Origin of the sequence: Bradyrhizobium niftali, from assembly GCF_004571025.1 — a bacterium.
Lineage (GTDB): Bacteria > Pseudomonadota > Alphaproteobacteria > Rhizobiales > Xanthobacteraceae > Bradyrhizobium > Bradyrhizobium niftali.
In genome coordinates, this window is the sequence record NZ_SPQT01000019.1 from 120,553 (window position 1) to 135,145 (window position 14,593).

The 14,593-nt window shown below is 65.8% G+C and carries 14 protein-coding genes; 2 read left to right on the plus strand and 12 right to left on the minus strand.

Going from position 1 to position 14,593, the window contains the following annotated elements:
- Window positions 1–21 precede the first annotated feature (21 nt).
- The 3 genes from E4K65_RS28825 to E4K65_RS28835 are packed head-to-tail and all read right to left on the minus strand — an operon-like array spanning window position 22 to window position 2,799.
- Window positions 22–1,395 carry an amidohydrolase family protein gene (locus E4K65_RS28825; RefSeq protein WP_135177005.1) on the minus strand — a complete coding sequence of 458 codons (1,374 nt, stop codon included), beginning with the start codon at window positions 1,393–1,395 and terminating at the stop codon, window positions 22–24.
- Window positions 1,396–1,399: 4 nt separating this feature from the next.
- Window positions 1,400–2,479, minus strand: coding sequence for a maleylacetate reductase (locus tag E4K65_RS28830; RefSeq protein ID WP_135177006.1), 1,080 nt, complete (start codon window positions 2,477–2,479; stop codon window positions 1,400–1,402).
- On the minus strand, window positions 2,476–2,799 hold the full coding sequence (locus E4K65_RS28835; protein ID WP_027546398.1) for a Dabb family protein: 324 nt from the start codon (window positions 2,797–2,799) through the stop codon (window positions 2,476–2,478). Before E4K65_RS28835 ends, E4K65_RS28830 begins: the two co-directional genes overlap by 4 nt.
- Before the next feature lie 108 nt (window positions 2,800–2,907).
- Between E4K65_RS28835 and E4K65_RS28840 the strand changes: the two genes are divergently transcribed.
- Complete coding sequence (locus E4K65_RS28840) at window positions 2,908–3,831, plus strand: LysR family transcriptional regulator (protein ID WP_027546397.1); 924 nt, start codon at window positions 2,908–2,910, stop codon at window positions 3,829–3,831.
- Between the two features lie 63 nt (window positions 3,832–3,894).
- Here E4K65_RS28840 and E4K65_RS28845 read toward each other — a convergent pair whose 3' ends face one another.
- From E4K65_RS28845 to E4K65_RS28870, 6 genes are all read right to left on the minus strand, one after another.
- Complete coding sequence (locus E4K65_RS28845; RefSeq protein WP_135177007.1) at window positions 3,895–5,037, minus strand: caspase family protein; 1,143 nt, start codon at window positions 5,035–5,037, stop codon at window positions 3,895–3,897.
- A gap of 68 nt (window positions 5,038–5,105) precedes the next feature.
- The gene (locus tag E4K65_RS28850) at window positions 5,106–6,254 is read right to left on the minus strand and encodes an amidohydrolase (RefSeq protein ID WP_135177008.1); all 1,149 of its coding nucleotides are present in this window, start codon (window positions 6,252–6,254) and stop codon (window positions 5,106–5,108) included.
- A gap of 208 nt (window positions 6,255–6,462) precedes the next feature.
- Window positions 6,463–7,401, minus strand: coding sequence for an alpha/beta fold hydrolase (locus E4K65_RS28855; RefSeq protein ID WP_347340976.1), 939 nt, complete (start codon window positions 7,399–7,401; stop codon window positions 6,463–6,465).
- Window positions 7,313–8,506, minus strand: coding sequence for a M20/M25/M40 family metallo-hydrolase (locus E4K65_RS28860; RefSeq protein ID WP_135177010.1), 1,194 nt, complete (start codon window positions 8,504–8,506; stop codon window positions 7,313–7,315). Before E4K65_RS28860 ends, E4K65_RS28855 begins: the two co-directional genes overlap by 89 nt.
- 163 nt (window positions 8,507–8,669) lie before the next feature.
- Window positions 8,670–9,434, minus strand: a complete 765-nt coding sequence (locus E4K65_RS28865; RefSeq protein ID WP_135177011.1) for an outer membrane protein — start codon at window positions 9,432–9,434, stop codon at window positions 8,670–8,672.
- Window positions 9,435–9,668: 234 nt separating this feature from the next.
- Window positions 9,669–10,913 (minus strand): MFS transporter, encoded by a 1,245-nt coding sequence (locus E4K65_RS28870; RefSeq protein WP_135177012.1) that lies wholly within the window; start codon window positions 10,911–10,913, stop codon window positions 9,669–9,671.
- A 261-nt stretch (window positions 10,914–11,174) separates the two neighbouring features.
- On the opposite strand from E4K65_RS28870, the gene E4K65_RS28875 reads away from it, so the two are divergent.
- Complete coding sequence (locus E4K65_RS28875; protein ID WP_167771249.1) at window positions 11,175–12,599, plus strand: TAXI family TRAP transporter solute-binding subunit; 1,425 nt, start codon at window positions 11,175–11,177, stop codon at window positions 12,597–12,599.
- 251 nt (window positions 12,600–12,850) lie between these two features.
- Here the strand turns inward: E4K65_RS28875 and E4K65_RS49810 are convergent, their stop codons facing one another.
- The 3 genes from E4K65_RS49810 to E4K65_RS28890 form a co-directional block, all read right to left on the minus strand.
- Window positions 12,851–13,108 carry a YjiS-like domain-containing protein gene (locus E4K65_RS49810; protein ID WP_135177013.1) on the minus strand — a complete coding sequence of 86 codons (258 nt, stop codon included), beginning with the start codon at window positions 13,106–13,108 and terminating at the stop codon, window positions 12,851–12,853.
- Between the two features lie 271 nt (window positions 13,109–13,379).
- Window positions 13,380–13,649, minus strand: a complete 270-nt coding sequence (locus tag E4K65_RS49555; protein WP_135177014.1) for an HGGxSTG domain-containing protein — start codon at window positions 13,647–13,649, stop codon at window positions 13,380–13,382.
- Entirely contained in the window at window positions 13,646–14,251 is a 606-nt protein-coding gene (locus E4K65_RS28890; RefSeq protein ID WP_135177015.1) for a hypothetical protein, read from the minus strand. Before E4K65_RS28890 ends, E4K65_RS49555 begins: the two co-directional genes overlap by 4 nt.
- Window positions 14,252–14,593: the final 342 nt, after the last annotated feature.

Below are 14,593 nucleotides of genomic sequence, written 5' to 3' on the forward strand. Positions count from 1 at the left end.
GGTTGTTGTCCATTGGCGCCTTCAGGCGGCGCGTCCCTGTCGTTCGATGTCCTGCACCAGCCGCCGGCCGGATTGCGCCAGCAGCTCCTTCTTCGCCTCCAGCCCCTCGACCAGCAGCCGGCCGTTCCGCTTCTTCCATGCCCCGCCGATCATGACGGACTCGATGTTGGCGAGGCCCGTCTGCATCACGACGGTCGCGACGGGGTCGTGCACCGGGAAGAGGTTGAGATCGGATGCGTTGATGATGACGAGGTCGGCGAGCTTGCCCGGCGTCAGCGAGCCGACCTGGCTCTCGCGGCCGAGCATGCGGGCGCCTTCCGTCGTGATCCAGCGCAACGCTTCGCGCACGGGGATGGTGGTGGTCGCCGGAATGGTGCCGCTGTCCCGGCGCGATTCCGCATTGTCGAGCGCCCGCTGCATCGACAGCGCGACGCGGGCGGCGGAGAAGAGATCGCCGGCCAGCACGGATTCCAGATCAATGCCGATCGTCGGCCGCACACCGCGCTTCAGCAGCCGTCCGGTGATCGGGAAGCCGTGGCCCTGGATCATCTCGTTCTCGGGTGTCACCGAATACGACACGCCGAGATCGACCATCCGGTCGAGGAGATCGTCGGGCAGATCGTTGCCATGGACGATGTTGATTCCGGCGCCGACGAGGCCGGCCGCGATCAGCTTCTCCCAGCCATCAGGCGTCTTGGCCGGCCCGCCGCCCTGGTGCATCGAGGCGATCAGCTTCAGCTCCCGCGCCAGGCGGAAATCGTGCATGGCGACGTCGAGCGTCGAATAGTGCGGTCCGAGAATCGCGAGCCCGAGCGTGACGAGGCCGTCGCGGTCGGCGAGGGGGCCAGCGAGCAGCCGCTCGACCTCGCGGCGCGGATGCGGGATCTCCGAGAAATGCGGCTCGCCGGGCTTCGGCTCCGGTTTCGGCGAGCCGTGAAAGAAGGCGGCGCGGATGCCGCTCTCGATCAGGCCGCGCACGGCGGCATCGGTATGGTCGGGCGTCGGATTGTTGTGGCACCAGTCGACCAGCGTGGTGGTGCCGCAATTGATCTGGTTCAGCGCGCCGACCAGCGTGGCGATGTAGATGTCGTCGGGCCGGAACACGGTCGCGAGCCCGGCATGCATGCGGCGGAAATATTCCAGCAGCGTCCAGTTCGCGGCATAACCGCGCAAGCCCGTCTGCCAGGTGTGCATATGCGCGTTGATGAGGCCGGGGATGACGATGCGGTCTTTGCCGTCGACGATCTCGGTCTTGGCCGCGCCGCTGCCGAGCTCGATCGATGGCCGAACGTCGACGATGCGGCTGCCCTCGACCAGCAGATCGCCGGTGCTGAGGTCGCCAATCGCATCATCCATGCTGATGATCGTGGCGGATCTGATCAGCGTGCGCCGCATCGCTTCAGGCCACCGCTTTGATGGCAACGGGCGGCTCGCCGGCCCAGGCGCGCGCGATCAGGTCGCGGATGGCGCCCCGCTCGAGCGGCCGCGGATTCCAGTAGGCATTGGTGACGGCAAGATCAGCCGCCTTGTCGATGCCGCTCGTGGGCATGCCAACGTCGCGCAGCGCCAACTTTGCCCCCAGCCGCTTCGCGAGCTCGTAAAGTCCCTGCGACGCATCGGCGGCGCCGATCGCGCGCGAGACGCGCGCCATCGCATCGGGCACGGCGGGCGCGTTATAGGCCAGCGCATGCGGCAGCACGATGGTGTGCGTCTCGGCGTGTGGCAGATCGAAGGTGCCGCCGAGCGTGTGGCAGAGCTTGTGATGCAGCGCCATGCCGACCGTGCCGAGGCAGACGCCGCACAGCCAGGCGCCGTAGAGCGCCTCGGTACGGGCCTCGCGGTCGTCGCTCTTGGCGGCAATGGCGGGCATGGAACGCGCGAGTGCGCGAATGCCTTCTTCCGCCATCAGCGATGTCACGGGATTGGTATCGCGCGCGTAAAGCGCTTCCACCGCATGCGCGATCGCGTTGATGCCGGACGTCGCGGCGAGGCTCGCCGGCAGCGTCAAGGTGAGATCGACATCGTAGATCACGGTCTCCGGCAGCACGGCCGCATCGCGCACCGTGGTCTTCAGGCCGTTCTCGGTCTGGCCGACGATCGGCGTCATCTCCGAGCCGGCATAGGTGGTAGGGATGCAGAGCTGATTGACGCCGGTGCGCAGTGCCAGCGCCTTGCCGAGGCCGGTGGTCGAGCCGCCGCCGAGCGAGACGACGCAGTCGGCATCGCACGCCTTCATCGCCACGAGCGCCCGCTCGGTGACGTCGACCGGCGTATGCATGGTCGCGCCCGGAAAGATGCCGGCATAAAGCGGGCCGAGCGCTGCACCCAGGCTTTTGCCTTGCGCCTCCTGCTGCGGCGTCGTCAGCACCAGTGCGCGCTTGCCGCCGAGCCGCTCCACTTCGGCCTTGGCGCTGGCCAAGGTTCCGCTGCCGAACACGACGCGGCAGGGCAGGTTTTCAAAGGTGAACGAACCGATCATGCGCCGGTCCCTTTGATGGGATAATCGACCTGAAAGCGGCCGATCCGCAAGTCGCCGAGCGCCTCGCGCACGCGCAGGTGCTCCGGGTGGGTGGCATAGGCCGCGAGCGCGGCCTGGTCGGTGAATTCGGAGAACAGCACGACGTCACAGGCGTAATCGACAGCACTGACGTCGACGCCGACTTCGATGTGGGTGAGGCCGTCGATCCGGCCGCGCAGGCCCTCGAACAGGGTCTTGACCTTGGCCCGGGCGGCGGACCGCTCCTCGGCGGTCTCGCCGCGCAGCCGCCACATCACGATGTGCCTGATCGGGCCCGACATTTCCCAGTTTCCTCGCCTGTCATCTTGCTTGTGTTGGGCCCATTTTGGCTTGCGGGATACGGAAATAAAGGCCAATAATCGTAAGTCTCTTTTCCTAAAAGTGGAAAAATGGATCGCCTGCTGCAATTGGAGGTGTTCGCCAAGACGGCCGAACTCGGCAGCCTGTCCAAGGCGGCCGAGGCCTTGCGCATGTCGAATGCGGCCGCGAGCCGCTATCTCAGCGCGCTCGAGGAGCGCCTCGCCGTTCGCCTGATCGAGCGCAACACGCGCCGCTTGTGGCTGACGGAGGCGGGGCAGGAGCTGCTTGAGCGGTCCAGCCGGGTGCTGAGCGAACTTGCGGAAGCCGAGGACATCGTCAGCGATCGCGCGCTGTCGCCGCAGGGCATGCTGCGGGTCACGAGCTCGCTGTCCTTTGCGGTGATCTATCTCGCACCGATGCTGCCGGCGTTCCGCGCGCGCTATCCGAAGCTCAACATGCAGATCACCACCGCCAACCGCTATCCTGACTTCATCGAGGCGGGCATCGACGTGGCGATCCGGACGCGCGAGCAGGAGCCGGATTCGAACATCATCGTCCGCCGCATCGGCCAGATGCGCCGCGTGCTGGCGGCCGCACCCTCCTATCTCGCAAGTGCAGGCGAGCTGGAGCAGCCCGCCGATCTCGCGCGCCACAACATGCTCGTCTACAATTTGGCGAACGATCCCTATTCGCTGCGCCTGCGCAAAGGCAATGGCGCACAGACGGTCCGCATCACGCCGACGCTCGACAGCAATGACGGCCAGGTCATCCGCGGCGCGGCGCTGGCGGGTCTCGGCATCCTCATCCAGCCGCTCTACATCGTCCAAAGCGATATCGCGGCGGGCCGTCTCGTCCCGGTCCTGCTGGATTGGGAGCTGCCTCTGCTCACCATGAACATCGCCTACCAGAACCGTGCCGGGCTGCCGGCCAAGATCAGGGCCTTTTCCGACTTCCTCGTCACCCATATCCGCGAGCATTCGGAGCCGGGGATATGGATGGACGCGGCGAAGTAAGCGGCAGACACTGAAATCCCGACTGTTTCCGAGAGGGCATGGGGAGCACCAGCCGAGGCGCCTCTATTCGGTGCTGCGTTTCCAGGCGCCGGTGCCGAGCTTGCCGGTGATCACAGCCATCGCATCGTGGATCTCGTATGCGCCACCGTCGCTATAGCCTGACAGGCCCCTGAGGGCACGCAACGTCCAGCGGCCGTTCGCGGCAGTGATCGTGCCTTCGTGCGGACGGGCCGAGCGCTGCGGCTCGGCGTGGAATCTGTAGGTACCGTCGCCCATGATCTCCCAGATCCAGCGCGACTGGCCGCGGCCATTCGGCACCATGATTTCCCAGGTGCCGACCAGCGCGGGATCGATCGTCGACGACGGCCCGCGCGGCGCAGCAGGGGAGACGACGGCCGGAAGCGCCGCACCGTCGGCACCGGCGGGCGGCGGGCCAGCAAGGTAGATCGCCTTGCGTGACAGCGAACCATAGACGAACGGCTGCTGCTGGTTGCGGGTCGCCTCCATCACGTCGTCCCGGACATTGCGGAACATGAAGGTAACCTCGACACCAGGCGCCTCGATGTTGCGCAGGAGCGCCGCTGCAAACGGGCTGTTGCGCGCGTCCCCGTCAAGCGCCGTGGTGCCGTCGCGCGCGGCATAGGCGACGAGAACGTTACCGGTGGGCTCGATGCGGCCGAGCCCGCCCATCGTAGCCGCCCGTGTGGCGAGCGAGCGGTTCATCCTGAAGGCAAAAGGATTGTCGCGGCAGGCGTCGAGGATGACGAGGCCGAGGCTCGTGGTATTGGACACCTGCAACATCACGCTTTGCAGGCTGATGGCTTCATTCGCCGCGTCCGTGTCTCGCTTCAGCGCTGCGTCGATCGGGATCAGCCAGTTCTCGCCGTTGATCTCCATGCCATGGCCAGCGAAATACAGGGCTGCCATGTCGGCGCCGGCGGCGTCGCGTCCCAATGCGATCAGGCCGCGGCGCATCTCATCGAAGCTGGCGTTGGTGGCCAGGGACACGGTGAATCCTAGCCGCTTCAGCGCCGCAGCGATGTCGCTCGCGTCGTTCGGCGGATTGAGCAGCGCGGGAACGTTGCCGTAGGCGCCGTTGCCGATGACCAGCGCGACCCGCCTGCCTTCCGCTGCTGCAGCCGTCGGCGTCACGCCGGCAAACGCGGCTGCAGCCGTCAATCCCGAAACGAATTCGCGCCGATTCATCCGGATCTCGCGGGCTCGAACGAGCCTCTATCCTAGCGCAACCGGTCCGGGGGAGCCACGGGGCGTTCCTAGTTCGACGCCAGCGCCGTCTTGGCGACCTCGGCCATCCAGCCGGATGCCACGGGAAGGATCGCGTCGTTGAAATCATAGCGCGGGCCGTGCAGCTCGGCACCGTCGCGCAGTTCGCCGTTGCCGATCCAGACGAAGGCGCCGGGCCGCTTCTGGAGGTAGAAGGCGAAATCCTCGCCGGCCATGCTGGGCGCGAGGTCGCGCCTGACTTCGGCCCGCACCTTCTCCGCGGCAGCGCGCGCAAGGCTCGCCTCATCAGGCGTGTTGACCACGACGCCGACGCCCATCACGATCTCGGGCGTGACCTTGACGCCAAGGCTCGTGGCGATTCCGGCGCAGATCTCGCTGATCCGCGCGAGGAGGACGTCCTTGACCGCCTCGCGATGAAACCGCAGCGTGCCGCGGATGGTCACGCGTCCCGCGATCTGGTTCGGTGCGGTGCCGCCCTCGATCGTGCAGAGCGAGAGCACGGCGGTGTCGAGCGGATCGACGCTGCGCGACACGATCGACTGCAGCGCGACGATGAGATGGCCGGCCGCCATGACCGGATCGCGCGTCAGATGCGGCATGCCGGCGTGCCCGGCATGGCCCTCGATGGTGATGGTGACGCGCCCGCCGGAGGCCATGACGACGCCGTCATGGACCGCGATGGTGCCGGCGGCAAGGCCCGGCCAGTTGTGGAAGCCGAACACCCGGTCCATCGGAAAGCGCTCGAACAGCCCGGCCCCGACCATCGCGCGCGAGCCGCCATAGCCTTCCTCGGCCGGCTGGAAGATGAAATCGACCGTGCCGCTCCAGCTCGTGTCGGCGGCGAGCAGCGCCGCGGCGCCGAGCAGCGAGGCGGTGTGCCCGTCATGGCCGCAGGCATGCATCACGCCTGATGTCTTCGAGGCATAGGGCAGGCCGGTATCCTCGGTGATCGGCAGCGCGTCCATGTCGGCGCGCAGGCCGACGCGGCCTTGCGCGGATCCGCGCGTCAAGGTCGCGACGACGCCGTGGCCACCGACGCCAGCCTCGAAGGGAATGCCGAGCTCGGTGAGCCTGTCCTGCACGAAGGCCGCGGTCGCCTTCTCCTGGAGGGACAGTTCGGGATGGGCATGCAAATGGCGGCGCCACGCGGTCAGTTTCTGGTGCAGCTCGGGTGTCAAGGCGCGGCTCTCTCGAATGGTGTCAGCTAGCGGCCACTCTAGCCGATTATCCGCGCGGCGCATCAAGCCCCTTGGAATGCCTCGCGTGCAGCAATGCGCGCCCCCTCTGCCTGTCATTCCGGGGCGCGCCCCTTGGCGCGAACCCGGAATGACGAGCAATGGGTATCACGCCAGCTTCGCCAGCCCGTTCCAGTCGCTGCGAGCGACATCAAGCGAAGAAACGACGCAGCTCTGCGGCGACACGGGTCGGATCGCCTTCGTTGTCTGCCGCGATGTGGCCGGTGCCCTTGAGTTCAATTCGTGTCGCGTTCGGCAGGATCGCAGTGAGAGCATCGACCCCGGCCTTGAGATAGCCCTGGCTGCGATCGCCACCGAGAAGCAGCGTTTTCGTGCCCAGGCTCCTGTAGCGATCGGGGTCGCCGGCCATCTCCTTGATGAGTTCGATATCGTAATGGACCAGCGGGATGAGCGTAGCCAGAGGTGGGCGATCGCCCGCGCTTGCATCTCGACGCAGGCGCATCACCATGGCGAAGAACGATCTCAGCACAGGCGCGGGGAGCTTTGTCATGATCCCGTTGTCGCCGGTGCCTTTGACCACGGCAACAAAGGCCGCGGCCAGGTCTTTCTTTGTCAGGGCCGCCTCGTAGTTCGAGGCCCAGTACCGTGGTTGGACCGAGCCGAACTCGAGCGGAGGCTCGTAGAGGGCAAGGCGTGAGATCGCCGGATTGACAAGCGCGGTGTGCAAGGCAACCAGCGCTCCGGAGCTGAGTGCAAACACATTGCGGGCTCCTGTCTCGGCGAGAAGCCGACCGAGATCGTGGATCTCGGTCGCCATGCAGTGATCGGGCCGGAAGGGGCCGCTCAGACCCCGACCTCGACGGTCCGGGATGATGACAGTAAAGCGGTCAGCCAGCGCAGCTCCAAGGTCGGCAAAGCTTGCTGCGCTCTGCAGCCCGCCATGGAGCAGCACAAGTCCGGGACCTGAACCGAGCTGTCGATACCCAATGACGGTGCCGTCATTGGCGACAAACGATCTCTCAGAGCTCATGCGACGCGGCTCACCGCATCGTTGCAAGCTGGAGCGCCAGCGCGCAGGCGCGGTCGTATTCGTCGAGATTGATCCATTCGTCGACCGTGTGCGCCTCATTCTGCCCCGCGCCGAAGGTCACGGTCGGAACGCCGTGGCGGACCATCCAGTTCGCATCGAGGCCGCCATTGGCGGCGCGGACATTCGGGGTGCCGCCGACCGCGGAGACCGCCTCGATTGCGCGTTTGACGACCGGCAGGTTGTCCTTCATGCGGAACGGATAATAGTCGGTCTCGGCCTTGAACTTGACCTTGCCGGACTTGCCCTGCGCGTTTGTCACCTTCTTGGCGGCCTTCTCGAACGCGGCCTTGTAGGCTTTGGTGATCTCCTTGAAGAACTTTCCGTCATGGCTGCGGCTTTCGCCGCGCACATGCACGTAGTCGGTGACGACGTTGGTGGCATCGCCCGCCGGGCGGCCCTCGCCGCCGGTGACCGGGCCGATATTGCTGGTGCCTTGCTGCTTGCCCTTCACCACCTTGCCGAACCAGCCGCCGGCCTTCGCGTCCGCGAGCGCCAGCGCCATGATCATGGTCGAGGAGATGCCGCGCTCGGGCGCAACGCCGGCATGCGAGGCGCGGCCGAAGATCTCGACGGTCCAGCGGTCGGCCCCGACCGCGCCGATGATCACGTTGGAGGCCGAGCCGCCGTCATAGTTGAAGGCCATCACCGGCGAGCCGAGCTCGTCGAGCTTGACGTGGCGCGCGCCGTAGAGCCCGCTCTCCTCGCGCACGCAGAACAAAAGCGTGATCGGCGGATGATCGAGCTTCTGCGTGGCGAGCTCGGCGGCCAGCGTCACCAGCACGCCGCAGCCGCAGCGGTTGTCGCCGCCGAGCGCGGTCTTGGCCTCGTTGACGATCTTGCGGCCTGACTTCTTCGGCTTGGCGCCGGCGCACAGCGGCACGGTGTCCATGTGGGTCATGAACATGATGCGCGGCTGGTTGTGCAGCGCGCCGCGGCCCGGCAGGTCGACGATGAGGTTGCCGGTCTCGGTCGGCACCGGAATGCGGGTGTTGGCGTCGTCGAGCCGGATCGCCTTGGCCGGCACGCCGCTCTCCTTCAGCGCGGCCGTGAGCTCACGCCCGATCGCCGCCTCCTGTCCGGTGACGCCCTCGACAGAGAGGAAGCGCATGAGGCGATCGGTGGCGGCTTTGGTATCGACAGGCATGAGATGGTCCTTTGATGCAAGGTACGTGTCAGCATCCTTCGCTGCGCCGTGTTTCGCAAGGCCTCTCGGACAGTCAGATGAAGCTGGGGCGGGGCAGGGACGACCGCATCAAAGCCACGGCCGCGGCGCGCCGAACACGACGCGCCCGCCTTCGGCACGCCAATCAGTATCGCGCGACGAGCGGGGCGAGGGCCGTGTTGAATCGCCAGTTCACGCCGAGCATGACGGTTTGCATGTTCTGCCGGACGCTGACCGGGAAGAAGGGAGTGCCGGCACATGCGGGATTGCCGGAGCAGTTCAGGGTGTAGCCGTTCGTTCCAAAGTCGAAATAATTGTATTCGGCCTTCAACGACAGGTTTGGCAGCAGCGCATACTCGATACCGGCACCGACGACGAATCCCGCCACATCGCGCGAACCCTTGAAATCAACCGTGAAGGCGGCGAAATCGGTCTGCGTCATCTGATGGTTGAAGTGGGCGAAGGCGGCGCCGCCCTTGGCGTAGAACAGCACGCGATCGAAGGCGTAGCCGATGCGGCCCGTCGCGGTGGCGACGCGATCGAGCTGGGTCGTCAGCAGGAGGCCGACGCCGCCGCCCGGAATCAGTGTCGGGGTGGTGTCCTTCATGTCGGCCCAATCGAACTGGCCTTCGAGGCCGACCACGAGGGAGCCGACCTGATAATCGCAGCCCCCCTGCACACCAGCGAGCCAGCCGCTGTTGTGGTCGGCATTGAATGTTATCCCGACAAGGGGCTGCTGCTCGTTGACCCCGCGACCGCCGCCGCCATTGCCGCCGACATAGCAACCGGTCCAGGAGAAGGCCGGGGCCGCAGGCGCCGCCTTGTACGGCATCGACACGTCCGCCGCCATGGCCGAGGTGAACGTCGAAACGGCCAGCGCGATGGCGCTGACAAGGGTCTTGGTGGTCATGGGAGAATCTTCCTTCAACTAACGGCAATGGCGCCTGAAGCGTATCGTGCGCGTCGGCATCGCACAGGCCAGCGACTTCATCTGATGAGTTGGCCGACTTCGCGATCTGGTCACAGTACGCGGCGAGGCACGCGGCGGCTGTAACCACCTGGCCACAGTGGAAATAACGGCCACTGCAGGTTGCGACTTTTCACAGAGGCTGGCGCGACAGGAAGAATCGGGAATTTCGCTGCTTCACGCAGTCCGCGTATACGCCAGGAAGATCAGCGTGCCGAAAAGGAGCGCTGCGGCCATGAACAGCAGCACTGCCGGCAGCCCCGCGAGCGCCGCCACCGCGCCGGTGAGCGACTGCATCAACGCCGCGCCGAGGAAGAAGGCGAGGTTGATCGCGGCGAGCGCCTTGCCCGCAACCTGCGCGTCGACCAGCTGCCTGGACATGCCGAACAGCAGCGGCTGCGCGGAGGTCGCGAGCCCAATCAGCACGAACAGCACCAAATCGTATTGCGGCGGCATCACGGCGACGCCGAACAGCGCGGAGACCGCAAAATGCGGCGCGCCGAGCGCCATCAGCGCCAGCAGCAACGCGCCGGCGAGATGCGAGCCGGCGACCAGCTCGCGGCGGCGGCCGAGCCTGCGATCGATCATGCCGATGAGCAGCGGCCCCACGATCATCGCCAGCGTGAACGCACCGAGCTGGTTGCCGGCCTCGATCCGCGACAGTCCCTTGACGTCCATGAGCCACGGTCCGCCCCACAGGCCGCGCAGCACCAGCGAGGTCGCGAGCGACACCAGCGCCAGCGCGATCAGGCCACGCAGCGGCCGCGACAGGCCGAGCCTGAGCACCTCGATCATCTGCGATAGCGGTGAGGAATGGTCCTTGTGCTCGGCCGGCTGGTTCGGCACCAGTGCGAACACCGCGAGCGCGACTGCGACGCCGCCAGCTGCGGAGATCCAGAACCCGGCGCGCCAGCCCCAGGTGTCGACGACGAAGGCGAGCGGGCTCGACGACAGCAGCATGCCGATATTGCCGATCGAGAGGATCGCGCCCGACCACAGCCCGAAGCGCGCCGCCGACAATTGCTTGGCCGCCAGCGTCATCGGGCACATCAGCATGCCCGAGGTGGCGACGCCGAGCATCAGCTGGCCGACCGCAAAGCTCTCGGGGCCTGTCGCAAAGCCCGATGCGACCGCGCCGAACACGGTTCCCGCCAGCAGGCCGAGCGACACCGGCCGCACGCCGAAGCGATCCATCGCCGCGCCGACCGGGATCTGCGCCGCGGCAAAGGCGAAATGATAGACCGAGGTCAGGCTCGCCAGCGCCTGCGGCTTGACGTGGAAATCCGCCGCCATCAGGTCGAGGCTGATGGCGGGAATCGTGCGCAGCAAGGTCGAGAGCATATGCCCGCAGGCAAGTGCCACCAGTGCGAAGATCAGCGCGCGGGTGGCGCCTCCCGCGTCGTTAGTGGCTGCGGTCTCCATGAGTGTCCCGTCCCGAGAAGGTTTTGGATGGGGGTACATGATCGCGGGGCGGCCGCCAATGGCGGCAGCGCGACCCCCTCATTCCGGAATGGCGGCGCCGTCAGCGCAAAGTGGTGCCCGCGCGCCGTGACGGCAGGCACGTTGCCCATCAAAGCGGGTCTGACGCCGCTGTCTGAGACCATGAACCAAGCCGGCCGTCAGGACGTTGTTCCCGGGAAGATGTGGTATCATGGGGACCAGGATCTGCAGCTGGCGGCGGCAATGTCTTCCACCGAGAGTACAAGCAAGACGACCAGCGACGCGGCCCGCCGAGAGCGGAGGAGGAGCAATTCCTTACTGCTGGCTCTCGCCGTTGGATTTCTTGTCTTTGGCGCGGCCGCGGGGGCACTCTACTACGCATTGCGGCCGGAGGTTCTCCGGATCGCCGTTGGACCGCCCGGCAGCGACGATTCCAAAGTCATCGAGGCAATGGCCGATGCCTTCAGGAGCGAAAGTCGAACCGTCAGGCTGTCTCTGATCAAAACCAACGGGGCGGTGGAGTCTCTCGCCCTGCTTGGGGCCGGCAAGGCGGACCTTGCCGTCGGCCGCGGTGATCTGGAAATGCCCGCCGAGGCGCAGACCGTCGCCGTCGTGCGTAAGAACTTCGTTGTGCTGTGGGCGCCCTCCGCGCCTGCGGGCAAGGGCTCGAAAGGAAAGCGGTCGCCGAAAATCAAGGAGGTCGCCGATCTCGCGGGGCACCGTGTCGGCGTGATTGGGCGGACCCCCGTGAATGCCGCGTTGCTGCGGGTCATCCTGAGCGCCGCCGGTGTGGACGTTGAGAAGGTCGCGGTGACGCACTTTGGCACTGAACAGATCGGGGAGCTGGCGCGCGATCTCACCCTCGATGCATTCATGGCAGTCGGGCCACTCGACAGCAAGATCACATCCGACGCCGTTGCTGCTACGGCGCGGGCCCGCGGCGAACCGAAGTTTCTCGAGATCGAGACATCGGAAGCGATCGCCCTGAGGCATCCCCGGTATGAATCGGAGGAAATTCCGCCGAGCGTCTTCAATGCGGATCCGGCCTGGCCGGGTGACAAGGTCGAGACGGTCAGCGTCAGCCACCTCATCGTGGCAAGAAAGAGCATGTCGGAGACCACGGTAGCGGCGTTTTTCCGGCAGCTCTTTGCCGTCCGTCAGGCGATTGCGAAGCAGGTCCCTGGCGCTGCACACATCACCAAGCCGGACCTCGAGAAGGACACCGAGCTGCCGGTACATCGAGGAGCGGCGGCCGTCATCGACGGCAACGAACGCACCTTTCTCGACCGGTACGGCGATCTGTTCTGGTTCGGGCTCCTGCTTCTCTCCGGGATAGGCTCGGCCGCCGCCTGGTTGCGCCGCTATTTGAACCGCGACGAAAGGGAGGACAACACCATCCATCGCAAGAGAATCCTGGCCATGGTCTCGAGCGCGCGTACCGCGGAATCCAACCAGGAACTGCTGACCCTGCAGAGTGAGGCCGACGCCATCATCGCTGAAACGCTCGAGTGCTACGATGACGGCGCGATCGAGGAGGAGGAACTCGCCGCTTTTGGGCTGGTGCTCGACCTCTTGAGCAATGCCATTGCCGAGAGGCGAGCCGCGTTGCAACGTACCAGCTTCGAAACCATTCGAGGCGCGGCAACAGGCTCTACGATGCGAGGATAGCGGCGGCCATTTGAACCGGCCGTTGCGGATTCCTCAGCGCCAGCGCTGCCGTGCGCGAAGATCAGCGCGCGGGTGGCGCCTCCCCGGCTATTCGAGACTCTGGCGTTCGAACTTTCAGCTCGTGGGTAGAGCAACACGAAACCCCTCAACCCGTTTCCAACGAGGATGAGTTTCGCGAAGAACTCAGCCCATCCAACGAACTTAGTCGTCGCTGTCAGGCGCTTGTGACTCCATTTCGGGACATTGGCCCCTCATAGACTGTGGCGCCACGCTTCGAGATACAACGGAGACCTGCGCACCTCTTCAACAGCGGTCCTCGATAGGCCCATGTCGGCGAGCAGCCGATCATCGAGTTCGAGAAGTTCCCTGTACTGGCGCCGTCGTTCCCACGCGCACGCTATTCCAGCCAGCCACGCAAGTGGAATCTTCCACCCTCTCACGTCGGGAAGAGGCAGTGAAGGCGGGTTGATGGTGTAAGCGGAGTTGGAAGTAGTGCTGCCGCAAGACATGTTTCACCTCCATACTGGAGCGAAACAACACTTGGCTGCGGGAGCTCATCGGGCGGTTGTCAATGTCCCGAGCAATTCATGTATCACACACTCGGCGGGTGCTCAAGCGACTGTCAGTGAGTATGGACTCAGCGCTATCCGTAGCAGCGATCCCAATGAGCGGCCCGTACCGAGAAGAGGCGGGTACATAATGGGGGGGCGGTTGCCAAATGGGGGCGTCGGCGGTCACGACGGGGCGTGGGCGACAGCTGATTTTTTCAATTATTGGGCATCACCGCAACTCCCGCAGAAGCTTCCGCGCCTCATCTAGCATCATCCGGACCTGTCGTTGCTCGCTGATCGTCTCCCTGGCGAATAGCCCATGCTTTCGCGCATTCCGGTTTCCCCTCGGCGCACCGGTCCTCAGCGCGCCGCCGTGCATGCGGCAGCGCGCCTTGCCGTGTGCGGCCGGTGCGCGGCAGGCATCGCCATCGCGAGTTCGGGCGCCGCAGCGGGGACTGGCCCGCATCGGGACGGTGTTGCGGGTGTGGCCGCCGGTCATGGGTTGGCACCTTGCGTTGCCTCGCGCGGGCTCGCCTCCGCAACAAGCACGTTCGCATGCTGCGTGACGTTGCCCACGATCGCTCGTCCTCCGTCCTGCACGGACAGGTTTTGCACCGTGATTGCGCGCTCGTCGCTGTTGCGGTGGCGGCTCAGGGCTTCGACCTGCGCGGCGAAGGTGCGGGTCAGCCGGGTCAATGCGCGCGTGACGCTCTCCTGCTGCGGAAGGTTGTCCGTGCAGGCGAGGCGACAGGCGCAGCGCATCGTCGCCACGTGAACGGAAACCATCTGCGACACCAGCATGGCCTCGATGGAATCCTTCGGTGCGATGCTCCTGATCATCGAGACCATGAAGGCGAGATTGGCCTCATCAGGTTTCTGCCCGATCGCGCTCGCTTTGACCAATTGCCTCAGCATGCCGTGCAGCGCGTCGCGGTCGGCGACACCGAGCGCTTCGGCCAGCAGACGCTCGCCGGCTTGCGGGTCCGGATGGCTGATCGCAATGCTGCGCTTGTAGAGTCTGATCCGCGGGCTCGCGGCGGGGCCGCCGCGATCGTTTGTCGCAAGCGGCGAGGTGATGCGGCGGTTCGGTGCTGTCGTCATGCTGTGTCCTTTGCCGGCGCAGGCGCGCGCGAACGACCGTTCGCTGCTGCGCGCGGATGCGAATTTTCAGATGTCGATGAAGGGCTTACGCGCAACCACGTCGGGGCGGCCTGATCAGGCCGGCCGTCACGCTTACGATTGTTGCGATGATGCCATTCTGCAGGTGTTTTGCCCGACGAGTCAAACGGCATTGCGAATCTTGTTCTCTCAGGCGCCGGCTACTGTGCATGGGGTTGTTTTAGCACTTTTTGTTTTGAGCCGGCGCTTACGTGCCGTGCCGCGGAATTGACTGCGCGGAAACGCGATTGCGGAATCCCGTGCGGCCGCTCATCATGATCGCCG